28 protein-coding genes and 1 tRNA gene are annotated in these 25,226 nt (G+C 68.4%); 13 read left to right on the forward strand and 16 right to left on the reverse strand.

The genetic code is table 11. The features are described 5' to 3' along the window. Positions 1 to 37 precede the first annotated feature (37 nt). Positions 38 to 1,225 (reverse strand): alanyl-tRNA editing protein, encoded by a 1,188-nt coding sequence (locus WDJ57_RS05090; protein WP_338904473.1) that lies wholly within the window; start codon positions 1,223 to 1,225, stop codon positions 38 to 40. Between the two features lie 33 nt (positions 1,226 to 1,258). Beyond that, positions 1,259 to 1,756: a helix-turn-helix domain-containing protein gene (locus WDJ57_RS05095; RefSeq protein ID WP_338904474.1), complete on the reverse strand. Its 498-nt coding sequence runs from the start codon at positions 1,754 to 1,756 to the stop codon at positions 1,259 to 1,261. 111 nt (positions 1,757 to 1,867) lie between these two features. Here WDJ57_RS05095 and WDJ57_RS05100 point away from each other — a divergent pair. Next, positions 1,868 to 1,952, forward strand: a tRNA-Leu gene (locus tag WDJ57_RS05100). A 548-nt stretch (positions 1,953 to 2,500) separates the two neighbouring features. On the opposite strand, the gene WDJ57_RS05105 is transcribed toward WDJ57_RS05100, so the two are convergent. From WDJ57_RS05105 to WDJ57_RS05135, 7 genes are all read right to left on the reverse strand, one after another. Beyond that, entirely contained in the window at positions 2,501 to 4,327 is a 1,827-nt protein-coding gene (locus WDJ57_RS05105; RefSeq protein WP_338904475.1) for an FAD-binding protein, read from the reverse strand. A gap of 163 nt (positions 4,328 to 4,490) precedes the next feature. Next, a complete protein-coding gene (locus WDJ57_RS05110; protein WP_338904476.1) occupies positions 4,491 to 5,366 on the reverse strand; it encodes a succinate dehydrogenase/fumarate reductase iron-sulfur subunit in 876 nt (291 codons plus the stop codon). Position 5,367: 1 nt separating this feature from the next. Next, complete coding sequence (locus WDJ57_RS05115; protein WP_338904477.1) at positions 5,368 to 5,733, reverse strand: succinate dehydrogenase hydrophobic membrane anchor subunit; 366 nt, start codon at positions 5,731 to 5,733, stop codon at positions 5,368 to 5,370. Next, positions 5,733 to 6,155: a succinate dehydrogenase, cytochrome b556 subunit gene (gene sdhC, locus WDJ57_RS05120; RefSeq protein ID WP_338904478.1), complete on the reverse strand. Its 423-nt coding sequence runs from the start codon at positions 6,153 to 6,155 to the stop codon at positions 5,733 to 5,735. The genes WDJ57_RS05115 and sdhC overlap by 1 nt, the downstream gene beginning before the upstream one ends. 154 nt (positions 6,156 to 6,309) lie before the next feature. Beyond that, a complete protein-coding gene (locus WDJ57_RS05125) occupies positions 6,310 to 6,744 on the reverse strand; it encodes a MaoC family dehydratase (protein WP_338904480.1) in 435 nt (144 codons plus the stop codon). A 44-nt stretch (positions 6,745 to 6,788) separates the two neighbouring features. After that, a complete protein-coding gene (coxB, locus tag WDJ57_RS05130; RefSeq protein WP_338904482.1) occupies positions 6,789 to 7,550 on the reverse strand; it encodes a cytochrome c oxidase subunit II in 762 nt (253 codons plus the stop codon). A 123-nt stretch (positions 7,551 to 7,673) separates the two neighbouring features. Further along, complete coding sequence (locus tag WDJ57_RS05135) at positions 7,674 to 8,786, reverse strand: PGF-CTERM-anchored ABC transporter substrate-binding protein (RefSeq protein ID WP_338904484.1); 1,113 nt, start codon at positions 8,784 to 8,786, stop codon at positions 7,674 to 7,676. Positions 8,787 to 8,847: 61 nt separating this feature from the next. Between WDJ57_RS05135 and btuC the strand changes: the two genes are divergently transcribed. From btuC to WDJ57_RS05175, 8 genes are all read left to right on the forward strand, one after another. Next, positions 8,848 to 9,948 (forward strand): vitamin B12 ABC transporter permease BtuC, encoded by a 1,101-nt coding sequence (gene btuC / locus WDJ57_RS05140; protein WP_338904486.1) that lies wholly within the window; start codon positions 8,848 to 8,850, stop codon positions 9,946 to 9,948. Beyond that, a complete protein-coding gene (locus WDJ57_RS05145) occupies positions 9,948 to 11,114 on the forward strand; it encodes a heme ABC transporter ATP-binding protein (RefSeq protein WP_338904488.1) in 1,167 nt (388 codons plus the stop codon). Before btuC ends, WDJ57_RS05145 begins: the two co-directional genes overlap by 1 nt. A 68-nt stretch (positions 11,115 to 11,182) precedes the next feature. Beyond that, positions 11,183 to 12,592 carry a heme o synthase gene (locus tag WDJ57_RS05150; RefSeq protein WP_338904490.1) on the forward strand — a complete coding sequence of 470 codons (1,410 nt, stop codon included), beginning with the start codon at positions 11,183 to 11,185 and terminating at the stop codon, positions 12,590 to 12,592. Next, positions 12,589 to 13,281, forward strand: a complete 693-nt coding sequence (locus tag WDJ57_RS05155; RefSeq protein WP_338904492.1) for a DUF7546 family protein — start codon at positions 12,589 to 12,591, stop codon at positions 13,279 to 13,281. The genes WDJ57_RS05150 and WDJ57_RS05155 overlap by 4 nt, the downstream gene beginning before the upstream one ends. Positions 13,282 to 13,347: 66 nt before the next feature. Continuing rightward, positions 13,348 to 14,682, forward strand: coding sequence for an aryl-sulfate sulfotransferase (locus WDJ57_RS05160; protein WP_338904494.1), 1,335 nt, complete (start codon positions 13,348 to 13,350; stop codon positions 14,680 to 14,682). Between the two features lie 68 nt (positions 14,683 to 14,750). Then, positions 14,751 to 14,981, forward strand: a complete 231-nt coding sequence (locus tag WDJ57_RS05165) for an Rdx family protein (RefSeq protein WP_338904496.1) — start codon at positions 14,751 to 14,753, stop codon at positions 14,979 to 14,981. A gap of 182 nt (positions 14,982 to 15,163) precedes the next feature. Then, positions 15,164 to 16,141: an ABC transporter ATP-binding protein gene (locus WDJ57_RS05170; protein ID WP_338904498.1), complete on the forward strand. Its 978-nt coding sequence runs from the start codon at positions 15,164 to 15,166 to the stop codon at positions 16,139 to 16,141. After that, positions 16,138 to 16,923: an ABC transporter permease gene (locus WDJ57_RS05175; RefSeq protein ID WP_338904500.1), complete on the forward strand. Its 786-nt coding sequence runs from the start codon at positions 16,138 to 16,140 to the stop codon at positions 16,921 to 16,923. Before WDJ57_RS05170 ends, WDJ57_RS05175 begins: the two co-directional genes overlap by 4 nt. 9 nt (positions 16,924 to 16,932) lie before the next feature. On the opposite strand, the gene WDJ57_RS05180 is transcribed toward WDJ57_RS05175, so the two are convergent. The 4 genes from WDJ57_RS05180 to WDJ57_RS05195 are packed head-to-tail and all read right to left on the reverse strand — an operon-like array spanning position 16,933 to position 20,578. Further along, on the reverse strand, positions 16,933 to 18,003 hold the full coding sequence (locus tag WDJ57_RS05180; protein WP_338904502.1) for an ATPase domain-containing protein: 1,071 nt from the start codon (positions 18,001 to 18,003) through the stop codon (positions 16,933 to 16,935). Positions 18,004 to 18,061: 58 nt separating this feature from the next. Then, on the reverse strand, positions 18,062 to 18,697 hold the full coding sequence (locus WDJ57_RS05185) for a DUF420 domain-containing protein (RefSeq protein ID WP_338904503.1): 636 nt from the start codon (positions 18,695 to 18,697) through the stop codon (positions 18,062 to 18,064). A 44-nt stretch (positions 18,698 to 18,741) separates the two neighbouring features. Further along, on the reverse strand, positions 18,742 to 19,560 hold the full coding sequence (locus WDJ57_RS05190) for an ABC transporter permease (RefSeq protein WP_338904505.1): 819 nt from the start codon (positions 19,558 to 19,560) through the stop codon (positions 18,742 to 18,744). Next, entirely contained in the window at positions 19,553 to 20,578 is a 1,026-nt protein-coding gene (locus WDJ57_RS05195; RefSeq protein WP_338904506.1) for an ABC transporter ATP-binding protein, read from the reverse strand. The genes WDJ57_RS05190 and WDJ57_RS05195 overlap by 8 nt, the downstream gene beginning before the upstream one ends. A gap of 124 nt (positions 20,579 to 20,702) precedes the next feature. Between WDJ57_RS05195 and WDJ57_RS05200 the strand changes: the two genes are divergently transcribed. Both WDJ57_RS05200 and meaB read left to right on the forward strand, forming a co-directional pair. Beyond that, positions 20,703 to 21,122: a cobalamin B12-binding domain-containing protein gene (locus WDJ57_RS05200; protein ID WP_338904509.1), complete on the forward strand. Its 420-nt coding sequence runs from the start codon at positions 20,703 to 20,705 to the stop codon at positions 21,120 to 21,122. Further along, positions 21,119 to 22,165 carry a methylmalonyl Co-A mutase-associated GTPase MeaB gene (gene meaB, locus WDJ57_RS05205; protein WP_338904510.1) on the forward strand — a complete coding sequence of 349 codons (1,047 nt, stop codon included), beginning with the start codon at positions 21,119 to 21,121 and terminating at the stop codon, positions 22,163 to 22,165. The genes WDJ57_RS05200 and meaB overlap by 4 nt, the downstream gene beginning before the upstream one ends. Before the next feature lie 3 nt (positions 22,166 to 22,168). Here the strand turns inward: meaB and WDJ57_RS05210 are convergent, their stop codons facing one another. The 3 genes from WDJ57_RS05210 to WDJ57_RS05220 all read right to left on the reverse strand — a co-directional run bounded on the left by WDJ57_RS05210 (position 22,169) and on the right by WDJ57_RS05220 (position 24,146). Beyond that, entirely contained in the window at positions 22,169 to 23,428 is a 1,260-nt protein-coding gene (locus WDJ57_RS05210) for a M20 family metallopeptidase (RefSeq protein ID WP_338904511.1), read from the reverse strand. Next, the gene (locus WDJ57_RS05215; protein ID WP_338904513.1) at positions 23,428 to 23,829 is read right to left on the reverse strand and encodes a helix-turn-helix domain-containing protein; all 402 of its coding nucleotides are present in this window, start codon (positions 23,827 to 23,829) and stop codon (positions 23,428 to 23,430) included. The genes WDJ57_RS05210 and WDJ57_RS05215 overlap by 1 nt, the downstream gene beginning before the upstream one ends. A 101-nt stretch (positions 23,830 to 23,930) precedes the next feature. Beyond that, the gene (locus WDJ57_RS05220) at positions 23,931 to 24,146 is read right to left on the reverse strand and encodes a YgaP family membrane protein (protein WP_338904515.1); all 216 of its coding nucleotides are present in this window, start codon (positions 24,144 to 24,146) and stop codon (positions 23,931 to 23,933) included. A 179-nt stretch (positions 24,147 to 24,325) separates the two neighbouring features. Here WDJ57_RS05220 and WDJ57_RS05225 point away from each other — a divergent pair, with 179 nt between their 5' ends. Both WDJ57_RS05225 and WDJ57_RS05230 read left to right on the forward strand, forming a co-directional pair. Next, positions 24,326 to 24,646 (forward strand): DUF7471 family protein, encoded by a 321-nt coding sequence (locus tag WDJ57_RS05225; RefSeq protein WP_338904517.1) that lies wholly within the window; start codon positions 24,326 to 24,328, stop codon positions 24,644 to 24,646. A 67-nt stretch (positions 24,647 to 24,713) separates the two neighbouring features. Further along, complete coding sequence (locus WDJ57_RS05230; protein ID WP_338904518.1) at positions 24,714 to 25,226, forward strand: winged helix-turn-helix transcriptional regulator; 513 nt, start codon at positions 24,714 to 24,716, stop codon at positions 25,224 to 25,226.

Genomic DNA, 25,226 nt, shown 5'->3' on the forward strand with positions numbered 1-25,226 from the left:
GGAAAAATCGTCCGGCGGGTCTGCACCGGGCCGCCGGTCAGTTCTCGCCGCGGAGGAAGGCCACGACGTCTTCGGCGTCGGCGTCAAGGCCGCCAGCCTGTGCCGTCGTCGGGCCGCCGCCACCGCCGCCGCCGAACTCCGCGGTGACGCTGTCGACCACCTGGCTCGCGTCGACGTCCCCGTCGGTGGCCACCGCGAGGTAGGTCCCCTCCTCGCCGACCAGCGCGACCACGTCCGCCGTCTGGTCGACGAGCCGTCCGGCGAACTCCACGAGCGCGTTGGCGTCCGTCGTCGGCACGCTGCCGGCCAGCCAGGCGTGGCCGTCGCGGGAGACCGTCGCGCCCTCCAGGTCCGACAGCCGCGCCGAGATGACCTGCTCGCGGAGGTCCTGCACCTGCTCGGTCAGCGACTCGTGTTCCTCCACGAGTCGGTCGACGGCCCCGTCCAGTTCCGCCGGGGGCACATCCAGGGCGGCACTGGCGCGCCGGGCCGCGGCGTGGTCTTCGGCCCGGCGTTCGATGGCGACCGGCCCGACGGCGAACTCCACGCGCGTCAGCCCCTCGCCGGGGTTCGAGCGGTCCAGCACCGTCACGGGTCCGATTTCGCGTGTGTTACTGACGTGCGTGCCCCCGCAGACGGCGGTGTCCCAGCCCTCGATTTCGACGACGCGGACCGACTCCTGACCCGCGACGGCCTCCGTCGTCGTCGTGGCGACGTCGTCGCTACCCAGCGCCGCCGCGCGCGGGCGCTGCTCCCAGGTCACGGGCAGCGAGTCCCAGACGGCGCGGTTGACCAGCCGCTCCAGTTCGACGAGCACGTCGTCGTCGACCGTGGTCGGCGTGTCGAGGTCGATGCGGACCTTCTCCTCGCCGATGCCGAAGCCGCCGTAACCGAGGTCGTCGCAGACCCGCCGTGCCGCGCCGTAGAGCGCGTGGCTGGCGGTGTGGGCCCGCATACAGTAGGTCCGGAAGTCGCGGTCGACAGCGGCGGCGACGGTGTCACCGGCCGCGAAATCCGGCACAGCGGCGAGCGTGTGGCGAATCTCGCCGTCGACGGACTGGACGTCGACGACCTCGCGCTCGCCGATGACGCCGCGGTCGGCGGGCTGCCCGCCGCCCTGCGGGTAGAAGTACGTCTCGTCGAGGACGACCTGGCGGTCCTCGACGCGCTGGACGGTCGCAGAGAAGTCGGTGACCTCGGGGTCGGCCGCTGCGGGCGCAGTCATCACCGCCCACGAGGAGCTCTCGGGGGAAAGTCGCTACGCCTCGGCGAGTTCGACGTCGAGGTACTCCTCGACGGCGGCGACAACGGACCCGCCGACGTTGGCCTGTGTGGCGCGTCCCTGTTCGAGCGCGAGCAGGTCGGCCTCGTCGACGCCGAGTTCCTCGGCGAGTTCCCCGCGCTGGAGTCCCGCGTCCTGGCGGGCCTGCGTGAGGCGTTCGCCGTAGTCCTTCACGAGGTAGGGGAGCTGGTCGTCCTCGTAGTCCGCGCCGGACTCCCAGTGAGAGGCGTCGCCCTGCTGGGCGTCGTGCATCCGCGCGGTGTTCTGAGCGGCGCGCTTGCGGCGCTCTCGCTCGTCCGGGTCGTCGCTGGCCGACGTCGTCTTCGCGGTGTCGTCGTGTTCGGCGCAGTCGGGGCAGACCTCAAGCTGAGCACCCGCGACGTTGACCGTACGCAGGTCGGCGTCGGACGCACCGCAGAGTTCGCAGCTCTCGCCGGCACCACTCCCCCCGCTACCGGTCGAGTATTTTGCCATGGGGGGGCTTACAGACTCACCGTATTGAAACGTCCGTTTTTCTGGCGCGTCGCAAACGAAAGCGCTTTTACCCAAACGTTGGATAGAACGCAATGCACACAGACGCGCCGTGCGTGGGTAGCCAAGCCAGGCCAACGGCGCAGCGTTGAGGGCGCTGTCCCGTAGGGGTCCGCCGGTTCAAATCCGGTCCCACGCACTGCTTCCACAAGCCGCGGGGTGCTAGCGGCACTCCAGGGCGAGTGGAGAAGTGCGGGTGCGTTCCCTACCAGGGATTCAGCACCCACGCAAACTTCCTACCGAGACTACTTCACCAGCCACAGCAGCGGTAACCACCGGAGGTATCGCCCGTCTGCAGAGCCTGCTGCGGCCCGACGTCGGCAGTTCCAGCGCGAAGTCGACGACCGACTATTATCAAATATGAAAATACAGCCAGTGCATTTATTACCCTCAAATTACACTTCTTCGATAGGCACCGCAAGGTGCCAGTGCCACCCCACCACCCACCCCACCCACCCTTTCCACGAACTACTTGCCGAGTGGCAACAGCGGGTCTGAGGCGGGTTTCGGCCGCATGCAACGGAACGAGTGTCGTGACCGGGCTCACCCCGACACCGTCCGCGCGCGGTCCGCCCCACCGGACATCCGGCGTCCCTGCGGTCGACAGACTCCGCTAGCAGTATCAGCCGTGAGATCAGAACAGGAGAGAGGGAGACGAACAGACAGCGGCAGACCCGAGTGGGGGAGTTAGTAGGAACGTTCTTTCGGCTCGTAGGTCTGCTCGAAGCCCTCCAGGATGACGGGCTTGTAGTAGAGGTGCGGGTTGCCGTCGTTCCACTGGAGCATCGTGTGCTTGAGCCACTCGTCGTCCTTGCGCTCCTGGTGTTTCTTGCGCCAGTGCGCGCCGCGGAACTCCTCGCGGGCCAGCGCGCCCAGCGTGATGGCCTCGGCGAGGTCGATGATGTTGCGCGTCTCGATGGTGTGGATGAGGTCCGTGTTGAAGGTGCGCGAGGGGTCGGAGACGCCGACGTGCTGGTACTGCTCGCGGGCCTCGCGGATGTCCTCCAGGGCCTGCTTGAGGTTGTCCTCCTCGCGGAACACGTTGACGTTGGCCGTCATCGACTCCTGGATGTCGTCGCGGACCTCCGCGTGGTTGATGCCGTCCCGTTCCAGGAGCATCTCGATGCGCTCCTTCTCGCGTTCGACCGCGTGCTCGATGACCGCATCGGCGTCGACCATCGCGCCGTCGGCGGCCACGTCTTCGTCACTGGCGTCGATAGCGCCCGGCGCGACGGGCGTGTCGACGTCGCCGTCCTCGGACATGGCCGAGGGGCCGACGGGAATCTGTGCCTCGGCCAGGTCCTTGTCGGCCGCGTGGCGACCGGCCTGCGCGCCGAAGACCAGCAGTTCCGGCAACGCGTTGCCGCCGAGGCGGTTCGCGCCGTGCATGGAGACGCAGGCACACTCGCCGGCCGCGTAGAGGCCGTCGATGCAGGTCTCGCCGTTCTCGTCCGTCTCGATGCCGCCCATCGCGTAGTGCTGGCCGGGCTTGACCGGCATCGGTTCTTCGAGGCCGTCGACGCCCTCGAAGTCCTCTGCGAGGTGGAGGATGTTCTCCAGACGGTCGAGGATGCGCTCCTCGCCGAGGTGGCGCATGTCCAGGTGGACGTACTCGTCCTCGATGCCGCGGCCCTCGTTGACCTCGGTGAGTTCGGCCCGCGAGACGACGTCGCGGGAGGCGAGTTCGCCGTCGTTGTTCGCGTACCCGTACTCGAACATCAGGCGCTCCTCCTCGTCGTTGTAGAGGATGCCCCCTTCGCCACGGACCCCCTCGGAGATGAGCACGCCAGTGGAGGGGAGTGTGGTCGGGTGGAACTGGATGAACTCCATGTCTTCGATGGGGACGCCCGCGCGGTAGGCCATCGCCGGGCCGTCGCCGGTGTTGGCGACGGCGTTGGTGGTGTGCTCGAAGACCTGCCCGAGGCCGCCCGTCGCCAGGATGACGCCGCCGGTGGCGTGGAAGCCGGCGATCTCGCCGGACTTGATGTCGTAGGCCACGCAGCCGTGACACTCCCGCTGTTCCGGGTCGTCGTGGTCGGTGACGGCCAGGTTCGTGACGTACCACTCGTCGTAGACCTCGATGCCCCGCTTGACGACCTGCTCGTACATCGTGTGCAGCAGGTGGTGACCGGTCTCGGCACCTGCGTAGGTCGTCCGCGGGAAGGAGAGGCCGCCGAAGGGGCGCTGGGAGACCTTGCCGTCCTCCTCGCGGGAGAAGGGCATGCCCCAGTGTTCGAGCTGGATGACCTCCTCGGGGGCCTCCTGTGCGAAGGTGTCCACCGCGGGGGCGTCGCTCAGGTAGTCGGCCCCCTTCATCGTGTCGTAGGCGTGGAGGTCCCAGGAGTCCTCCTCGTGGAGTGCGGCGTTGATGCCACCCTCGGCCGCGCCCGTGTGACTGCGCACCGGGTGGAGCTTCGTCACGAGGGCGACATCGGCCCCTTCCTCGTGCGCTGCAATCGCCGCGCGAAGGCCAGCGCCGCCAGCGCCGACCACGATAACGTCGTGTTCGTACATAGTTGAAGGGTTGACTGTAACGTTCTAATGGTTCCGGTTGACAGGCAGCGTCCCGTCTCCCGGTCGTACTGCGGTCTCAGGACCGAGCGAAGTAAATTCTTGCGTCGTGCGTGCGCGACCCACGAAGCAATCACGGCATCGGGACGAAAAGGAGCGACCGTCGCTACCAGAACTTGAGGTTGTTCTTGACCGACTCCCGCTTGAGTTCCTGGATGTGCTCGGTGAGCGGGATGTCCTTCGGGCAGACCTCGGTACAGGAGAACTGGGTCTGGCAGCGCCAGACGCCGTGTTCCTGCTCGATGATGCGGAGCCGTTCCTGCTTGCGGTCCTCGCCCTCCCGTTCGTCCATCGCGAAGCGGTAGGCCTTGTTGATGGCCGCCGGGCCGAGGTACTCGTTGTCGCCCGCGGCGATGTTACACGAGGACATGCACGCGCCACACCAGATACACCGCGTCGCCATCTTGACGTACTCGCGGTTCTCCGGCGTCTGGCGCTGCTCTGCGAGTTCGCCCTCGGGCAGGTCGTCGGGGTCGAAGTACGGCTCGACGGCGTGCATCTGGTCGTAGAAGTGCTGCATGTCGACGACCAGGTCCTTGACGACCTCCTGGTGGGGCAGCGGCTCGATGCGGATGGGGTCGTCTAGGTCGCCTAGCTGGGTCTTGCAGCCCAGGCGCTGGCGGCCGTTGACGAAGAGGGCGTCGGAGCCACAGACGGCCTGCCGGCAGGAGTGCCGGAAGGTCAGCGACGAGTCGTACTGGTCGCGCGCGTAGATGAGCGCGTCGAGGATGGTCATCCCCTTGTGGTACGGGACGACGAAGTCGTCGAAGCGGGGTTCCTCCTTGCCCTCGACCTCGGGGTCGTAGCGGAAGACCTTCAGCCGGCGGGTGTTCTCGGCATCGTCGAGTTCCGCCTCGACGCGGCGCTCGCGCTCGGCGGCCCGCTCGCGTTTCAGTTCGCGGCGGCGGTCGCCGGGGGTCTCCTCTCGCTCCTGTTCGACCTCTTCGGTTTCGGTCTCTGTTGTCGTTTCGAGGGTACTCATGTTAGATCAGGTTGGTCATTGCGATTGCGACGCGGGTTCCCTGGACGACGAGCAACACGCCGGCAAGCGCCAGCACGCCGCCGACGACGCGCTTGCGGGTGCCGCTGATGCCCATGTTGACCAGGGCGTTGTAGACGCCGTTGACGCCGTGGAACGTGGCCGTCACGAGGAACAGCCACATCGTCGCGAAGTAGCCGATCTGACTCATCCGGATGTTCGTCCCGGCGAAGGACACCTCGGCGGCGTGGTTGACGAAGTGGAGCAGGACGAAGTGGAAGGCGAGCACGCCGATGAGGAACACGGCGGTCAGGCGCTGGAACAGCCAGCGGCGGCCCCCGCGCTCGAACGAGGAGTAGTGTTCCGCCATCAGATGGCACCTCCCAGGAACGTCGGGATGCTCGCGACGACGATTGCGCCCGTCAGCACCAGCGACGCGTAGAAGCTCTTGTCCTGGACCTCCAGCCCCAGTCCCAGGTCCACGAAGAGCAGGCGGATGCCGTTGAGGATGTGGAAGACGGCCACGGCGAGCAGGCCGACTTCGAGGAACCGCACGATGAGCAGGTCCTCCAGCCCCCGCAGCGTCGTCGTGTACAGGTCGGTCTGGCCGGCGACCGCGCTACTCGCCGGGTCGACGCCGATAGAGGTGCTCAGTACGGCGATGTGTGTGAAGAGGTAGCCGACGAGCACCCAGCCGGTGAACTTGTGGAAAATCCAGGCCCACATCCCGGCCGAGAACTCCCGCCACCGTCCGAAGTCTTCGACGGTGCCTCGGTCGTACGATTGGCTCATATGAACGGCCTTAGTGTGCGGGCAAATAGTAGTTACTACACGCGCCCACGAGCGAGCGCGTCCGAACGCGGCCGTCTCGCGCCGTCTACGGCGGTGAAAAGCGGTCTGACAGCACCTCACACGCTGCCGGGCGAACGGGGGCCGCGAGCGCCGGTCAGGCCCGCGGGAAGAGCACGAGCGAGTCCCAGGTCATCACCGTCTCGCCGTCGTCGCGGACCGTTTCGAGGTGGGACTCGACGACGCCGCGGTCGCCGTCCCACGGCTCCTTGTCGGTCGTCCGGACCTCGATGGAGAGGACGTCACCGGGCCGGACCGGGCGCAGCCAGCGCAGCGACTCCAGCCCGGGCGAGCCCATCGCCCCCGACTCGTTGAGGTAGTTGTCCACAAGCAGGCGCATGCTGATGGAGGCGGTGTGCCAGCCGCTGGCGACGAGGCTGCCGAACATCGAGTTGCGGGCGGCGTCGGGGTCCGTGTGGAACGGCTGCGGGTCGTACTTCTCGGCGAAGTCCACGATCTCCTCTCGCGTGACCTCGTAGGAACCGAACGAACGGGTCTCGCCGACCGTCACGTCCTCGTAGTACTCGTCCATACGGAAAGAAGTAGACGGGACCGCAAGAAAACAACGGGTCGCGCTTACTCTTCGGCCTGGTTCGCCAGCCAGGTCTCGAAGTCGTCCTGGGACATCGTCTCGACGGTGCCCAGCATCTGCGAGTGGCCGGAGCCGCAGTACTCGGCGCAGTAGAGCTGGTGTTTCCGGTCGGCTCTCTGGACGATCGTCTGGAGCGTATTGTACTGGCCGGGGAACGCGTCCTTCTTCAGCCCCATCGTGGGGACGTGGAACGCGTGCAGCCAGTCGCTCGACGTGATGTTGAACCGCACCGGTCTGTCGGTCGGTACCACCAGCGACTCGCCGAGTGAGGACTGCCGGGTGACCGTCGCGCTATCGCCAGTTATCTCCTCGACCGTCTCGTTGGGGTACTCGAAGGTCCAGGCGTAGCGCTGGGCCGTGACCTGAATCTCGATGGGCTCCTGGTCGCTGTCGAGTTCCTGGGTCGCACCCGCCGAGACCGCGGGTTCGGCCAGCACGGTGTACGCACCGATGCCGACCGCCACGAGGATGACGGCGGTGGCGACCGTCCAGGTAATCTCCAGCCGCCGGTTCTCCTTCGTGGGCTGGGGTTCGTCGTTCTTGCGGTACTTCCAGACCGTGTAGATGAGAATCCCCTCGACCAGCACTGTGATGGGTATCGCGAGGTACAGGAGCCACGTGTTGAGCCCCCAGATGAGTTCCTCCGTGTTCGTGTCCGCCGTCGACTGCGCCAGGGCAGGGTCGGCGATGAACGCGAGAAGAACCGCACCGAACAGCGCGGCGAGGCCGGCACGTCGTTCGTTCATGCGTGGGATTGGCTTAGAATTTCCTGCATAAATAGCTGCTGTCTTGTGAGGGTGTCCCCAGCTGTGGGGGGTTTCAAGTACCCCCAGTGGTCGGGCGTCCGGACCGCCCCCAGCGCTGGTCGGCTACTCGCGGCGGGCGAGAACGGCGACGACCAGCGCCGCGACGAGTGCGACGACCGCGGTGAAGCCGGGGCCGTTCGCGCCCGGCGTCTCCGTCGCGGAGTCATCGGTCGGGGTGACCGTCTCTCCTGCACCGCCGGCGTCGGTCGCCGTGGCCGTGTCACCCGTCGAGGATGACCCGGTTGCGGTCGCAGTCGGCGTGGCGTCCGCGGCGAACGCGTCGGGGTGGAACGCCTCTGCCATCCGCTGGAGCGGGATGGTGTTCAGCGGCCCGGCCTGGTTCAGGTAGTTCGGGTTCACGCGCAGCACCTGGCCCTCCTGGATAGCCGTCGTGCTGTTGACGGCCTCACCGGCCGGGAGCTGGCGGCCCTCCGGGATGACTATCCAGTCGGGATTTTGCTGGACGACGACCTCGTTGCTGATGGGTTTGTAGCTCGATATCCCGGCCGTCGCGGCGATGTTCTCCCCGCCGGCGGCGGTGATGAGTTCGTGGACGAACGTCCCCTCGCCGGCCGTGTAGCCGCCGCCGAGCGCGTAGAGCACCTTCGGCCGCTCCTCGCCGGCCACCGCGTTGCGGACCTCCTCGGCCTCCGAGCGCATCGCGTCGGTCCGCGAGTCGGCGCCCTCACAGGCACCGACGAGGTGCCCGGTGAGCAGCGTCTTCTGGTAGACGTCCTCCAGCGATTTGGCGTCCTCGAAGAAGTAGACTGTCAGCCCGGCGTCGCGCAGACTCCGGACGGTGTCCGCATTCGTGATGTTCGGTGCCAGGACGAGGTCCGGGTCGAGGTCGACGACCCTCGACTGCAACACCGTCGACTGCTCACCGACGACGTCGGTCTTGCCCTCGGTCCCGTTCAGATAGCTCGTGAAGGGGTTTTTCGGCATCCCGACGACCTTGTCCTGCGCGCCGATTTCCCACATCGTCTGGGCGGCGCTCGGTTGCAGCACCACCACGCTCGACGGTGCCTGGTCGACAGTCACCTCGGTCCCGGAGGCGTCGGTCGCCGTCACCTGGAACGAACACTCAGTTCCTGTACCGTGGCTCGCCGCCGCCGGAGCGACGCCCGCGAGGGCGAGGGCGACGACGACGAGCACTGCGATGATTGGTCGCGTCACGTCCCTCCCTGACAGCGTATGCAATAAATATTTACCTAAAGCAATCAGACTTGGGTGCAGGATGGGGATTCGCTCGCGCGTCGCGCTGTGGTCGGCAGGGCTGTTCGGAGTCCTCTGTATGTCGATTCTCGCGAGCGCGACGATGGGGCCGGTCGGGCTGGACCTCGGCACCGTCGCGCGGGCGAGTCTCAACGCCGTCGGCGTCCCGGCCGGGGCGTCGGTGAACGTCGCCGCCGCGGGGCTAGGCGGGCTAGACGTTCCGGTGCCCGTCGTCGACGTCCAGTACGTCTACCCGTTCGATTTCGCGGTGGCGGGGAACGCGGAGACCATCGTCCGCCAGCTCCGCCTGCCCCGCATCGTCCTCGGGGGCGTGGTCGGCTTCGCGCTCGCGGCCGCCGGCGCGGTGATGCAGGGGTTCTTCCGGAACCCGATGGCCGACCCCTCGATCATCGGCGTCTCGACGGGCGCGGCAGTGGGGGCCGTCGCGACCATCGCCTTCCCGCTCGCGCTCCCGCTCAGTCTGCAGGCCGCCGCGTTCCTCGGTGCCATCGTGACCGCCTTCGCCGTCTACGTCATCGCGACGGAGGGCGGGCGCACGCCAGTCGCCACCCTGCTGCTGGCCGGCGTCGCGGTGCAGGCGCTGCTGGGCGCGGTCATCTCCTACCTCCTCCTGCAGTCCGGCGAGAGTCTCGAACAGGCCGTCTACTGGCTGATGGGCAACCTCCACAACAGCCGCTGGTCCGACGTCGAGGTGACGCTGCCGCTGGCGGCGCTGGCCTTCGTCGTCCTGCTGGCGTACACGCGCGACCTGAACGTGATGTTGCTCGGAGAGGAGGACGCCACCGCCGTCGGCATCGAAGTCGAGCGCACGAAGCGGATTCTGCTGGCGGTCTCCAGCGTCATCACAGCCGCGGCCGTCGCCGTCGCGGGCGTCATCGGCTTCGTCGGCCTGGTCGTCCCCCACATCATGCGCCTGGTCGTCGGCCCCGACCACCGCCTGTTGCTCCCGACGAGCGCGCTCGCGGGTGCCTCCTTCCTCGTCGTGACCGACACCGTCGCCCGCGCCGGTGCCGCGGAACTGCCGGTCGGTATCATCACCGCCGCGCTCGGCGCGCCCTTCTTCCTGTATCTGCTCGTCCGCCGGGAGGTGCACGCGCTGTGATGCGCGCCGACGGCGTCACGGTGTCCTTCGGCGACGTGACGGTCCTCGACGGCGTTGACCTCGCCGTCGAGACGGGGGAACTCGTCGGCCTGGTCGGCCCCAACGGCGCGGGGAAGACCACGCTGTTGCGGACCATCAACGGCGTCCTCGCGCCCGACGCCGGGGACGTGAGACTCGCCGGCGACCGCGTGACCGACCTGTCGTCGAAGGCGGTCAGCCGGCGCGTCGCGACCGTCCCCCAGGACACGCAGGTGGGCTTCGCGTTCACCGCCGAGCAGGTCGTCGAGATGGGCCGGACGCCCCACCGCTCACGGCTGGACTGGACCGACGACGAGGAACCCGTCGCGGCGGCGATGGAACGCACCGAGACGCTGGAACTTCGGGAGCGGCGCATCGACGGGCTCAGCGGCGGCGAGCGCCAGCGCGTGCTGCTGGCCCGGGCGCTCGCACAGGACACGCCCGCGCTCGTGCTGGACGAACCCACGGCCAGCCTGGACATCAACCACCAGGTGCGGGTGCTGGAGACGGTGCGCGACCTGGTCGACGACCGCCGCGCCGCCCTGGCGGCCATCCACGACCTGGACCTCGCGGCGCGGTACTGCGACCGCCTGCTCCTGCTGTACGACGGCCGGATTCGTGCCTCCGGGACCCCCGACGAGGTGCTCGACGACCCCGCGCTGGAGGACGCCTTCGGCACGCGGACGGCCGTCTCGCACAACCCCGCGACGGGGACGGCGACCGTCGCCGCAGTCAGCGAGGAGTCCGCTGCCCGCGACGAGCGCGTCCACGTCGTCGGCGGGGGGCCACTCGCCGCCCGCGCGGTGGGCGAACTCTGGCGGGCCGGCTTCGACGTGACGCTCGGCGTCGTCGGCGAGGGCGACGTGGCCGCCGACACCGCGGCCCGTCTCGGCGTCGACGCCACGACGGCTCCGCCCTTCGAGGCACCACCACCGGCCGTCCGGGCCGACGCAATATCGACGATAGAGTCGGCGGACGTGGTCGTGACCACCGGCGGACCGGGCAGCAGCGTCGTCGCGCCGGCGGTCGCGGCCCACGACAGGGTCGTCGCCGTCGGCACGGACGACCCCGCGACGGTGTCGCCGTCGGCGGTACCGGACGCGATCGAGGAGACGTTGGCGACACAGCAGGCGGCGGGCGACGACTGACCGCGGCCGGCCCGGCGCTGGCGGTGTGAAAGCGCGGCATCTAAGTACGGCGACCCGAAGTATTGCGTATGTTGAAGAGCCGGGTGCACTCGCGAACGACGGGTCTGCTCTCGGCGGCCGCGGTCGGCGTCTACCTGCTCGTCGTCGCCGGCGCGACCGCCAGTCTCGCCGACGCGGCATCCGCCTGCTCCACGTGGCCGACCTGCCAGGGACCGCTCCTCGAAAGCGGAACCCTCGTCGCGCTCGGCCACCGCGTGCTCGCGGCCGTCGTCGGCGTCCTCGTCGTCGCCGCCGCACTCGCAGTTCTCCGGAGTGACACAGACCGCCGGGTCCGCATCGCGACGCTGGCCGCGCTCGTCCTGTTCCCGGCCCAGGTCGGCTTCGGCGCGCTGCTGGCGACCAGTAGCGGCGCAGCGCCGTTCCCCGGCGTCCACCTCCTCATCGCCGTCAGCATCTTCGGCGCGCTCGTCATGGCCCTGGCCTGGCACCTCGAAGCCGAGACCGGCAGCGACGAGCGCATCGAGGAGTTCGACCCCGTTCCCGCGCCGGAACCGGCGACCGACGACGAGGCGGCCGAACCGACCGTCCCGCTGTCCGCTCGGCCGCTCTCGAAACGCGTCACGGCGCGGCTGTTCGCCTACTTCCGGTTGATGAAGCCGCGCCTGATGTGGCTGCTCTGTCTGGTCGCCGCCGCCGGGATGGCACTGGCCGCCGGGACAGACCTCCAGACCCGAACTATCGTCCTGACGCTCGGCGGCGGCGTCCTCGCCATCGGTGCGAGCGGCACGTTCAACCACGTCCTCGAACGCGAGCGCGACAAGCGGATGGACCGGACGAGCGACCGGCCGCTGGCGACACACGAGATTCCCAAGGGCAACGCCGTCGTCTTCGGCATCGGGCTGGCCGCGCTCTCGCTGGCCGTCTTCTGGCAGGTCAACGTCCTCGCGGCCGCGCTCGGCCTGGTCGCCATCCTCTTCTACAGCGTCGTCTACACGCTCGTGCTCAAGCCCAACACCGTCCAGAACACCGTCATCGGCGGCGCGGCGGGCGCGCTCCCGGCGCTCATCGGCTGGGCGGCCGTGACCGGCGACATCGGCGTTCCCGGACTGGCGCTGGCCGGTGTCATCTTCGTCTGGACGCCGGCGCACTTCTACAACCTCGCGCTCGCGTACAAGGACGACTACGAGCGCGGCGGCTTCCCGATGATGCCGGTCGTCCGCGGCGAGACCGAGACGCGCAAGCACATCCTGCTGTGGCTCGGCGCGACGCTGGCGCTGACCGGCGGACTCATCTGGGTGACCGGGCTGAGCTGGCTGACCGCCGCCGCGACCGCCGTGGTCGGTGCCGTGTTCCTGTGGGCGGTCGTCCGCCTCCACCGCGAGCAGACCGAAGCCGCCGCGTTCCGGGCATTCCACGCCTCGAACGCCTACCTCGGCGTCCTGCTGGTCACCATCGTCGTCGACGCCCTGGCAGTATGAGCACCCTCGACCTCTCCGAGCGCGTGCGCCCCAGCGGCGAAACGCTGGCCTGGGGCATGCTCGTCCTCACGACCGAGTTCCTGCTGGTCGCGAGCTACGTCGTCGGACTGAACGTCACCGTCCGCGACTGGACGCTGTTCGTCGTCCCGTTCGTCTGGATAAACGTCGGCCTGTGGGCCGTCCACAGGACGACGCCGGCGGCCGCCGCCACGCGGAAACGCCTCGTCGCGGCTGCCGTCGCCGGCGGGTACTTCCTCCTGCTCGCGTACTTCGGCGGCCTCGTCGGGCCGGGCACCGGCGGCCCCCTCACGAGTTTCACCGTCGAACTCTGGGACCTCCCGCCGGGGTGGAGTCCTGCCGTCCTCTACAACGGCCCGGTCCTGACCCTCGCCATCCTCCCGTACAAGGTCGTGGGCTACCTCGCACTGGCCTACCTCGTCTACGCGACGGCTCTGGACGCCAGCAACGCCCTCGTCGGGGGCGTGGTCGGCCTGTTCTCGTGTGTCTCCTGTTCGTTCCCCATCATCGCCGGCGTCGTGACCGGTATCGTCGGCAGCGGCGGGGCGCTCGCGGCCGTCGCGACGGGGTCGACGTACCTCCTCTCGACTGTCGTCTTCGTCGTCACGGTCGGCCTGCTGTACTGGCGGCCGGCCGTCGGTGGGTTCCTCAGCAGACGAGTGAGGGCGTAGCCCGCCACATATCATCACAAGGGACTTATCTGTGTCGCGGCGAAGCGGGAGCATGTCGTCGCGAACGTGTCGCAACGCTCTCTCGACGGACCGGACCGTCGCCGCGGGGTGGGGCTCGCCGGACAAGACGTCGACGAGGAGGGAGCGGCGCTGATGCCGCGGGGTGGCGGAGACGGCCGGTCGCGCGGACACAGGCCGCTGTTTCTCGGCGCGATACTGCTCCTCGTTGCGCCCGCAATTCTCAGCGGACTGACCTACAGCGGCGATGCCCCGAACGGAAACGTCACCGACGCGGAAAACGTCACCCTCGTCGGCGTCCAGGGGCCGTTCGGCCCGACCGGAAACGGGCGCATCCTCGCCATCGATACCGAGACGGGGCGGTCGGTCTGGGAGTACGCCAACGACTCCGCGGGCGAGAACGTCCTGTACTACGACGTCGACCCGCTCGGTGACGGCGAACTGTTGTTCGTCCAGGAGACCCCGGCCGGGGACGGGACCGCACTCGTCGTGAACTGGCGGACGGACGAGGTGGTCGAGCGCTTCCCCGTACCCTCCGACACCCACGACGTGGACCACCTGGGCGGGACGCGCTACGTCGTCGCGGACAAGTACAACCACCGGGCGTACGTCTACGACGCTGCCACCGGGGAGACGGTCTGGGAGTACAACTTCTCGAACCACTTCCCGGAGTACCCCGCCGCGGGCGACGCGCCGTCGACGCAGCCGTCGGGTCCCGGCGGGTACACCCACCTCAACGACGTCGACGCCGTGGACAACGGGTCGGCGTTCCTGCTCAGTCCACGGAACTTCAACCGGGTCGTGCTGGTGAACCGGTCGACGAAAGCGACCGAGTGGACACTCGGCGAGCAAAACGACACCAGCATCCTCGACAAACAGCACAACCCCACGCTGCTCTCGCAGGACCCGCCGGTCGTGCTGGTCGCGGACAGCGAGAACGACCGCGTCGTCGAGTATCGACGGGAGAACGACTCCTGGGTGCGCACCTGGGAGTACCGCGGCGACCTCCTCTGGCCCCGCGACGCCGACCGGTTGCCGAACGGGAACACGCTCATCGTCGACACGCGCGGCCAGCGCGTGCTGGAGGTCACCCCGGACCGGGAGATCGTCTGGGAGCGGCGGGTGACGACGATGCCCTACGACATCGAGCGCCTGCGCTACGGCGACGAACCGAGCGGGCCGCCCATCCAGTCCGTCACCGGGGCGGCCGACAGCGGCGACACCTCGGTGCTGCGGGACTTCTACACCCTCTCGCTGTGGGTCGTCCCTGCCTGGGTCAGCATGGCCGAGTTCTACGCCCTCGTTGCGGCGGCGCTGGTGGGACTGGGGTGGATTGCACTCGAAGTCGCCGCCGCCGTCCGCCGCCGGCGAGCGGGCGGGTGAGGGGAGCGCCCCGCCGCCCTGGCCGCGAGTCGACACGTTCACGCCACCCCCGCGAGTAGGGGAACGACATGACGAAGGTGCAAATCGAGTACTGCGTCCCGTGTGGCTTCCGGCAGCAGGCAATCGACGTCGAGCAGGCGATTCTCGGCGCGCTGGAGCGCGAACTCGACGAACTGTCGCTGGTGATGGGCGACCACGGCGTCTTCCGTGTCAGCGTCGACGGCGAGACCGTCTACGACAAGGAGGAGGACGAGTTCGACGTGGACGACATCGTGCGGGAACTCCGCGAACACGTCTGAGCGGCGTCACCCTCAAGCGGTTCGGGTGCTAACTGCGGCGACGGCATGAACAGCGCTGACCGCTTCATGTTCTACGCGACGCTGGTACTGTTCGCGCTCATCGTCGGCGGACTCGTACTCGCGCTGTACCTGGACTGACGCGGACCGAACTGCATTTGCCCGACCGTACCCGAGAGTCGGACATGCCAGCCATCCGCGCCGAGGACGTCGCCCGGCAGTACGGCGACACCGTCGCGCTCGACGGCGTCTCGCTGTCTGTCGACGCGGGCGAGGTGTTCGCGCTCGTCGGCCCGAACGGGGCCGGCAAGACGACGCTCGTCCGGGCGCTGACGGGGACGACAGACGCCGACGGGACCGTCGAGGTGTTCGGCCAGTCGCCGGAGACCGTCGACCGCGAGCGCATCGGCCTGCTGCCCCAGGACTTCACGCCCGCCGAGCGCCTGACCGCACGCGAACTCGTCGCCTACTACGGCGGCCTCTACGACGAGGCCCGTGACGCCGACAGCGTGCTCGCCGACGTGGGGATGGCCGACGACGCCGACACCCACTACGAGAACCTCTCCGGCGGCCAGCAGCGCCGGACCTGCGTCGCGACGGCGCTGGTCAACGACCCCGACCTGCTCGTGCTCGACGAACCGACGACCGGCATCGACCCCGCCGGTCGGCGCGCGCTGTGGACCCTGCTGGAGGACCTCGCCGCCGCCGGGACGACCATCTTCATCACGACCCACTACATGGAGGAGGCCGAGCGCCTGGCCGACCGCGTGGGACTGCTCGCCGACGGCCGACTGGTCGCCGTCGACACTCCCAGTGCCCTCGTGAGAACGTACGGCGGCGACAGCCTCCTCCGGGTGACCGGCGACGTGCCGGCGTCGGCGACCGACGCGGTGGACTACCCGGCAGAGGTCACCGACGGGACGCTGACCGTCCGCGACGTCCCCCCGGCGGCCATCGGGGACGTGGCGGACGCGCTGACCGCCGCCGGCGTCGAGTACGAGTCGCTGACGTGGACCGAACCGGACCTCGAAGACGTCTACCTGGAACTCACCGGCCGTGAGGTCACGGCGAGCGGCCAGTCCATCGACCGCGAGGACGTGTCGGGGACGGCCGAGGAGGCCCCGGCGTCGGACGCCGAAACGGAAGCTGAGGTGTCGGGATGAGTCGGCTACGACGAATCCGCGCGGAGACCAGCGCCGCGTCGCGGGCCTTCCTCCGCCGGCGGACGGCCGTCTTCTTCACGTTCTTCTTCCCGGTCATCATCGTCGTCATCTTCGGCGTGCTGATACAGACTCAGCCGACCGGCGGCGGCATCTTCGCGGAGCCGCCGGGCTGGTACCTGCCCGGCTATCTCGCCGTCGTCGTCCTCTTTACCCCCCTCTCCCGCGTGGGCAGCGAGGTGGCCCGGCACCGCGACGGCAACCGCTTCGAAAAACTGGCGACGACGCCGCTGACCCGCCCGGAGTGGCTGGTCGCGCAGACGCTGGTCAACGTCGTCGTCATCGGCCTGGCCGGCCTGCTGTTGCTCGGCCTGCTCGTCGTCGCGACCAGCGCGACCATCGCCGTCTCGGCCCAGACGGTGCTCCTCGTCCCCTTCGTCGCCCTCGGCGTGGCGCTGTTCTGTGGCGTCGGTGCGATGCTCGGGAGCTACGCGGACTCGCAGGACGGCGTCATCGCCGCCAGCAACGGCATCGCAATCCCGCTGCTCTTTCTCTCGGAGACGTTCGTCTCGCCGGCGATGCTCCCGGACTGGCTCCCGACGGAACTGTCGCCGCTGACGTACTTCGCCCGCGGCGTGCGCGCGGTCACCTACGAGGCACCCGCCGACGCCACCAGCGTGCCGGCGACTGGCGGACTCGGCGGGCCGGAGTACCTCGCCGTCCTGGCCGTGCTGGGTATCGTCGCCTTCGCACTCGGCGCGCGGGCGCTCCCGCGGACTGACTGAGGACTGTCGTCACTCCCCGTCAGTCGCGTCGCCATCGCTTTTCTCAGTCGACTCGCTCTCGCCGTTTCCGTCCTCCCGGGCCGCCTCCATCTGCGCGACGGGGTCGAAGGTGACGATGCCCTCGCCGGCGGTGTACTCGTAGACCTCCCACTCGGGGAAGGTGAGCACGCCGCTCATCTTCCGGACGCGGAGTTGCTTGACCAGCGCGCCCTCGACGAGGTCCTCGTTGAGCCGCATCTCGATGAGGCCGTCGACGATGTAGCCCATGTCGTGGGGGAAGGCCTCGCCGTCGCCGGTGACCGTCGCGCCGGCGAAGACCGGGACGAACCGGCCCTTGCAGACGTCGGCGCGGACGTCCTTGAGGAAGCGGTAGGCCTGGACCGGCTGGACGAGCGAGCCGAGTTCGGTCAGCGAGTCGATGACGACGACGCCGTGGTCCCGGTCGGCGACGTTCTCCAGCGCGCTGTCGAGGCGGTTCTGTAGCTGTGCCATGTCGGAGGGGTCACGGACCGTCGTGGTCGCGTCGCGGGCCACGTCGCGGATGTGGGAGTTCCAGGTGCTCATGCGCTCGTACATCCGGCGGCGGTCGTCGACCCGGTAGGTGAAGCAGTCGAGAATCTGGAGGTCGCCGCGCTCCAGCGACGGCAGGACGTTCCACTCCAGCGAGACGAACTCCTGGGCGACGGAGACCGGCGGTTCCAGGAAGCTGACGTAGACGACCGGTTCGCCGCGCTGGAGCGCCCGCCAGACAAGTTCCGCCTGCAGCGCCTCCGTCCGCGTCCCGGCGAGGTCCGTCAGCATGACGAAGGAGTTGCGCGGGACGCCCTGCGGGAGGCTGGCGTCGAGGACGGAGACGCCGGTGTTGAACCGCCGGAAGCCGTGGAACTCCGTGAACACGCGGTCGCTGTCCTCCACCGCGTCGAAGCAGGCGTCCGAACAGTACCGGTAGGTCACGTCCTCGTGTTCGCGGGTCACGGCGTCGCTGGGAATCGGCAACCGGCAGTAGTCACACCGCTGTATCGCGCCCTCGGCCTCCGGGCCGCCGTCCTCCGGCGTCTCGCTGTCACCCTCGCTGGCCATGCCCGGCTAGAGGTCCGGGACCGACAAAACCGTGTGGGGTGTTGTCGCGGGCCGTGGTCTACCACCGGCGCAGCGACGGACCGACGACCAGCAGGAGGAGCGCCGTCGCCTCGCGGACCTCCCAGGCGTAGATGTGATTCAACATGAAGTAGGTCACGATGCCGAGAAAGAGGCTGACGCTCCAGGCGACGGCGGCGACGCGGCCGACGCGGGCGTGGCTCGTGTTCCGGAGTTCCTCCGGCGTGTGGGTCAGCCCGAGGATGGCCGCGTAGAGGACGACCGGCACCGCGACCACCGAGAGGAAGATGTGGATGCCGAGCATGACCAGATAGACCAGCGTCACCGTGTCGGGCGCGACGATGGACTTCTCGAAGCCGCCGCCGGTCTTCCAGAGGTAGAAGACCAGAAAGAGCAGGATGAGCGTGAACGCGGTCAGCATCGCTGCGCGGTGTTTCTGGACCTGGTCGGTCTTGATGAAGTAGACGCCGGCTAAAAGCGAGGTCAGCGCCAGCGTGTTGATGCCGGCGATGATGTGGCTGAACAGGTTGACCGTGCTGTTCGACAGTTCGGGAAAGAGGGGGATGAAGCCGTACAGCGCCCCGCCGACGAGCACGTACCCGATGACGGAGAGCACGGCCGTGATTGCGCGGGGGCGAGCACGCAGTCCGGACCGGACGTTGTCGGCGACTGCCATACCCGACTCTCAGGAGTGGACGGATAACTGAGTTTGGGTTTCGGTCAGTAGTCCCCGAGGACGCCCAGTTTCCGCGCCCGGCGGGTCGCCCGCTCGAAGACGTAGTAGCCGACGCCGACGTACGCGACGGCCGTGCCGACGAGGACGAGCAGGTCGACGGGCGCGAACTCCCACAGGCGCGTCCCGTCGAGCATCGCCCGCTGGAGCATGGCGCTGCCCTGGGCCAGCGGCAGGAAGCGGAGCCAGCCGAGGTCGAAGGCGGGCGCGGAGATGAGGATGATGAACCCGAACTGCAGCAGGTTCAGCCAGTTCCCGATGCGCTTGTAGAGGACGGCGATGCCGCCAGCGGCGAAGCCCAGCCCCAGCACGGAGAGAATCGCCAGCCCCGCCACCACGACGATGGTGCCCAGCGGCAACTGCAACTGCGTGTCCGTGATGAGCAACATCACCGCGAGGATGAACGCGGACGTGACGAACGTCCGCACCAGTTTCGCGACGCCCTTCAGAAAGGCCACCGGCGCGAAGCCGAAGGGGGTCATAACGTGGCGCTCCAGCGTCCCCCACTGCACCTCGCTGGCGATGTCGTTGGAGATGGCCGAGTACGCCCCGACCGACAGCGTCCACAGGAAGTAGCCGACGATGATGCCCTCTATCGAGTCCGTCAGCGCCTGGCCGGCTATCATCTGGCCGCCGTAGAACAGCAGGCCGAAGAAGAAAAGCGAGATGACGATGCCGCCGATGGCGTTGGCCGGGTAGCGGACGAAGATGAGGTACTCGCGGTAGAGGACGTGTTTGGCCAGCAGCAGGTAGCCCGCCGGGCGCGGCTCGCTCGCGGTCGCTCCGCCCGCGGCCTCGTTACTCACGCGGGTCACCCCCGGTCAGCGAGACGAAGATGTCCTCCAGGTCGGCCTGGACGGTGTTGACCGCGTCGAGGCGGACGTCGTTGTCCCGCAGCGTCGCGGCGAGCGCGTAGAAGCCCTCGCTATCGGTGGCGACCTCGACGCGCGTGGCGCCGTTCCGGCGGTCCACGCCGACGACGTCGAAGTCCGCACGCAGTGTGGCGACCAGGCGCTCGTCGAAGTCCGGGCTCGTCACGCGGTAGGTGTGGCTGTCGCCGCCCGAGAGGAGGTTGGGGACGGTGTCGTCGGCGATGACCCGGCCCTCGTTCATGATGACGACGCGGTCGCAGATGTCCTCGACGACGTCCATGTCGTGGCTGCTGACGATGGCGGTCATGTCCCGCTCGGCGACGATGCGGCGCAGTTCCCGCCGGAGCGTCAGCGAACTCTCCACGTCCAGGCCGAGCGTCGGTTCGTCCAGGAAGACCACGTCTGCCTCGCTGGCGAGGACGCTGGCCAGGGACACCTTCTGTTTCATCCCGCGGGAGAGGCTGCGAACGGGCTCGTCGGCCTTGTCGGCCAGGTCCAGTTTCTCCAGCAGGCGGTCGTGGCGGTCGGCGATGGAGTCCGGGTCGACGCCCTTGATAGTCGTGAAGTAGCGGAGGTTCTCGCGGACGGTCAGCCGCCAGTAGTCGTTGCGCGCGCCCTCCAGCATCGCGTCCACGTGGGCGTAGGCCTCCCGCGGGCGGTCGTAGACGTCGATGCCCTGGATGCGGACGCTGCCCGCGTCCGGCAGAATCATCCCGAGGATGGACTTGATAGTCGTCGTCTTGCCCGCGCCGTTGGGGCCGAGGAGGCCGACGACGGAGCCCTGCTCGACGGCGAAGGAGACGTCGTCGACGGCCGTGACCGCCTCGTCGCCGCTGCCGAAGCGCTTGGTCAGGCCCTCGACGACCAGTGCCGGCTCCGCGTCCGCAGCGGCGGCGTCCGTGGCCCGGTCCACCTCCCGCTCGCGGGCGACCGGTGTCTGCGGGGAACTCATTACTCGACGGAGGGGCGGGACGGACAAAAGCACAGTCCCCCGGACACTGCAATTGCACTAATTCAGCCGAGCTTGCATTGTGACACCGTAACAGTCAAACGGGAAAACGGGGTACAGGACTGGTATGGGCGTAGACCAACAACAGCGGACGATACGGTGTCTGGTGGCCAAGGTCGGACTGGACGGGCACGACCGCGGCGCACACGTCATCTCGCGAGCGTTCCGCGACGCGGGCTTCGAGGTCATCTACTCGGGGCTCCACAAGTCCCCGGACGAAATCGTGCAGGCGGCGGTCCAGGAGGACGTCGACGTGCTCGGCATCTCGATTCTCTCCGGCGCACACGACACGCTCGTCCCGAAAATCGTCGACGGGCTGAAAGAGTACGGTGCCTTCGAGGACACGCTCCTGCTGGTCGGCGGCATCATCCCGGACGACGACGAGAAAGAGCTGAAGGACATCGGCGTCTCCGAGGTCTTCGGCCCCGGCGCGTCGATGGAGGAGATGATCGCGTTCGTCCGCGAGAACGTGCCCGAGCGCCGATGACGGCCGACCTGATCGCGGAGTTGCTGGACGGCCAGCACCGGGCTCTCGCACGCGTCATCACGAAGATAGAGAACCGCGAGCCGGGGTATCGCAACCTCGTCTCGCAGTTGCACGAACACACCGGGCACGCCGACGTCATCGGCATCACCGGCTCGCCGGGGGCCGGCAAGTCCACGCTGGTCGACAAGATGGCCGCCACGTACCGCGAGCAGGGACTGACCGTCGGCGTCATCGCCATCGACCCGTCCTCGCCTTTCACCGGCGGGGCGGTCCTCGGCGACCGCATCCGGATGGCCTCCAACGTCGGCGACATGGACGTGTTCTTCCGCTCGATGTCGGCCCGCGGGTCGCTCGGGGGACTCTCGACGGCCACGACGGACGCCGTGAAGGCGCTCGACGCCTTCGGCAAGGACAAGATAATCATCGAGACGGTCGGCGCGGGGCAAAACGAGATTGACATCGTCAAGATGGCCGACACGGTGGCCGTCCTCGTCCCCCCGGGCAGCGGCGACGACGTGCAGATGCTCAAGGCCGGCATCCTCGAAATCGCCGACCTCTTCGTCGTCAACAAGGCCGACCTGGACGGCGCGGACCGGACCGTCCAGGAACTCCGGGAGATGATAGAGTACCGCGACGGCGGCGTCCCGAGCATGGTCGGCCACCACGGAGCCAGCGCCACCGGCGGCGGCTTCGAGCGCGCCGAAGCGGACACGGAGGACGGGGACGACTGGACCCCGCCGATCGTCGAGACCGTCGCGAAAGACGACGAGGGCGTCGACGACGTCCTCGCCGCGCTGGCGGACCACCGCACGCACCTCGAAACCAGCGGCGAACTCGAAGAACAGGAGCAGATGCGTTACGCCGAGGAGATACGGACGCTCCTGCGGGAGGACCTGAGCGTCCTGCTGGAGCGGGAAATCGACCGCCGGGGCGGGCTGGACGACTACGTCGAGCGCGTCCGGAACCGCGAGACCGACCCCTACGCAGTCTCGGACGAGATTCTCGACCCCATAGTCGACTGTCTGGAGCGACAGCGGGACTGAACCCTACGTTTCAGTGACTTTTTCGGCGAATTCGAATGGCAGCGTGGCGTAGACCGTCGCGTTGCCCACCAGCGCGTCGGCGGTCGTGTACTCGTCGACAGCGTGAGCGGTGTCGGTCCCAAGTCCGAACTCGACGGTGGGGATGCCGGCGTTGCGCAGCGTCTTCGCGTCGCCGCCGCCGGTGGCGCTGCGGCGGTAGACCCGCTCGCCGGTGACCGACGCGGCCGTCTCGACGACAGCGGAGACGAACGGGCTATCGGTCGGTTCGTAGGTCCCGACCGACCAGCTGACGTCCTCGACGGTGATGCCCTCGCAGCCGGCGACGCAGTCCCGGATGCGCGCGAGCATCTGGTCGGTGTCCACCGCGGGCGCGAGGCGGATGTCGATGCGTGCACGCGCCGACTCCGGGACCGAGTTGATGCTCTCGCCGCCCTCGATAGTGCCGAGGTTGACCGACGGGTAGGTGAACAGGTCACGGGCGGCGTCGGCACCCATCCGCGGCGCGTAGTACGCGACGGACTCCTCCACGATGTCGTCGAGTGCGGGGTCCAGGTCGAGGCGTTCGCCGCCGAACTCGCGCCGAATGCGCTCGACGGCCCCGTACAGGCGGTCGATGGCGTTCTCGCCGAGCAGCGGCCGCGAGCCGTGGGCGGCCTCGCCGGTTGCAGCGAGCGTCAGCCAGATGCTCCCCCGGTCGGCGACGGTCACCGAGTGGCGGCCACCCTCGCAGGTCGTCTCGCCGATGACGCAGCCGTCGGCGGTGAGGTTCCTCTGAGCGAGCAGGGTCGGCAGGCCGGCCTCGCCGCCGGTCTCCTCGTCGCTGACGAACGCGAACTGCAGGGTGAGCGGTGGCGTCGTGTCCGTCTCGACGAAGGCCCGCGCTGCGAGGACCATCGCGGCGACGGCCCCCTTCATGTCGGCCGCGCCGCGGCCGTAGAGCCGGTCCCCGTCGCGCTCGCCCAGCGGGTCGTGAGTCCACCGGGTCGCGTCGAAGGGCACGGTGTCGAGGTGGCCGTCGTACAGCAGCGTCCGGTCGGACTCGCCGGGGATAGTCGCGACCAGGTTCGGCTTCACGGGGTCGGCGGCGACGCGCTCGGTCGCGATACCCAGGTCGTCGAACGTCTCGCGGAGCGCGGCGGCAAGTGGGGCAGTCTCTCCGGGCGGGTTCTGCGTGTCGACGGCGAGGAGGTCCGCAGTCAGGTCGATGAGGTCGTCGCGATGGTCGCCGACGAAGGCCGCGACGGCGTCGCGGTCCCCGTTCATCACTGCACTGGTGGCACCTGGTCCTGGGACTGGCTGTAGGTCTCGCGGAACTCGGCGATTAGCTGTCCCATCTTCGCGTACCAGTCGTTGAGCAGGTCCTGCATCTCGTCGGCGACGTCGTCGGCGTCGGCCGCGTGGTAGACGTGGTAGTAGCCGCCGTTCTCGTAGTTGACCTGCTCCTGCTCGATGAAGCCGGTCTCGAGGAGCCGCTGGACCGAGCGGTAGGCCGTCGAGCGCTCGCGGTCGACGCGGTCGGCTATCTCGTCGACGGTCAGCGGTTGCTGACTGGCACCGAGAGTCTGGAATATCTGGACGTCGAGCTGTTTCAGACCGTGGAAACACTCCAGCAGGCCCTCACACACCATGTCCTGCTGGAGGTAGTCGTATATCGAGTCGGGCATGCCTCACACTAAGTAATCAGATAGCAAAAATGTGTGGGTCGCGTGCATTACTGTCCGGTCCGGCCGGACGGAGCAGTCGAGCCGGCTGGTGCGGTGTCGGCCTACCGTCTGCTCGTGTCGATGCCCAGGAGCCTGTTCAGGATGCACGTCCGGGTCAGCCCCGTTACGAGGAAGACGAGTCCGACGACGGCCGCAAGCGCCCCGACAGTCGTTCCGAGGGGTAGCAACTCGGCGAACGCGGCGATGCCGACGAGCAGCAGTATCGGTCCAGCGACGAGCCGAGCGGTTCTGTCGAGGCCACCAACATTCTGTTCCATACCCGACGCTACGCGGATCAGTGTAAAAATAGTTTTGTATAAAGTGTGCCATACTAAAACAAGTACGGCGTGCCCCAGGGACGCGAGGACGGCCCGTGCAGCGGCCGGAGGTCCGGGGGAAGACACCGGCGGCGAAGCCGTAACACACAGGCCACCTGCGTCCGTAGCTCCGGGCGACGATGCTCCAGGCAGTCGGCGAGTGGTTGAGCGGGACCGAGGCGGCGGCGCTCCTGCTCGTGCTCGCGCTCGCCACGCTCGGGACCGCGACGCTGTTCGTCATCGGCGTGGTCGGCTACCGGCGGCGGGGGAGCTCTGCCTACCTGTTGCTGGCGGTGGCGCTCGGGCTGCTGGTCGGGCGCTCGCTCATGGGATTCGGGACCGCGCTGGGTCTGGTGCCGATGCCGGTGCACCACCTCGTCGAGCACGGGTCGGACTTCGCGGTGGCGACGCTCATCCTGTACGCGCTGTATCGGACCGGCGCACCGTCACCGTCGCCGTGACCGGCGTTCTCGGTTGCCGGGAACACCTGCGGTCTATTTATCCGAGGAGCAGCTAGCGGCGCTCGACATGAGCAACGTGAGGCGTGAGGTCCACCAGCACGTCGAGTCCCACCCCGGCGTCCATTTCAACGAACTTGCGCGCAACCTCGACATCGCCACCGGCCAGGCGCAGTACCACATCGACCGTCTGCTGGACAGCGGCGAACTCGACGCCGAACACCTCCGCGGCCGGACCCACTACTTCCCCGACGGCTACGACCCCGTCGAGCGCCGCACGCTCGCGCTGCTCCGCCGCGAGACCGTCCGGGAGATAATCGTCTACGCACTGGAACACGACGAACCCGCGGCCGGTGAACTGGCCGACGAACTGGACGTCGCCCGCAGCACCATCTCCTGGCACGTCTCGACGCTGGTCGACGCCGACGTCGCCGAGAAGTGCTACGACGGGCAGGGACGGACGCACGTCCGCCTGACCCGCCCCGAGGAGACGAGAGAACTGCTGGGGAAGGTTCGTCCCTCGCTGCCCGACAAACTCGTCGACCGCTTCACGCGGCTGGTCGACGCCAGTTTCTACGGCTGA

The sequence above is a fragment of the Salinibaculum sp. SYNS191 genome (genome assembly GCF_037338445.1).
Classification (GTDB): domain Archaea; phylum Halobacteriota; class Halobacteria; order Halobacteriales; family Haloarculaceae; genus Salinibaculum; species Salinibaculum marinum.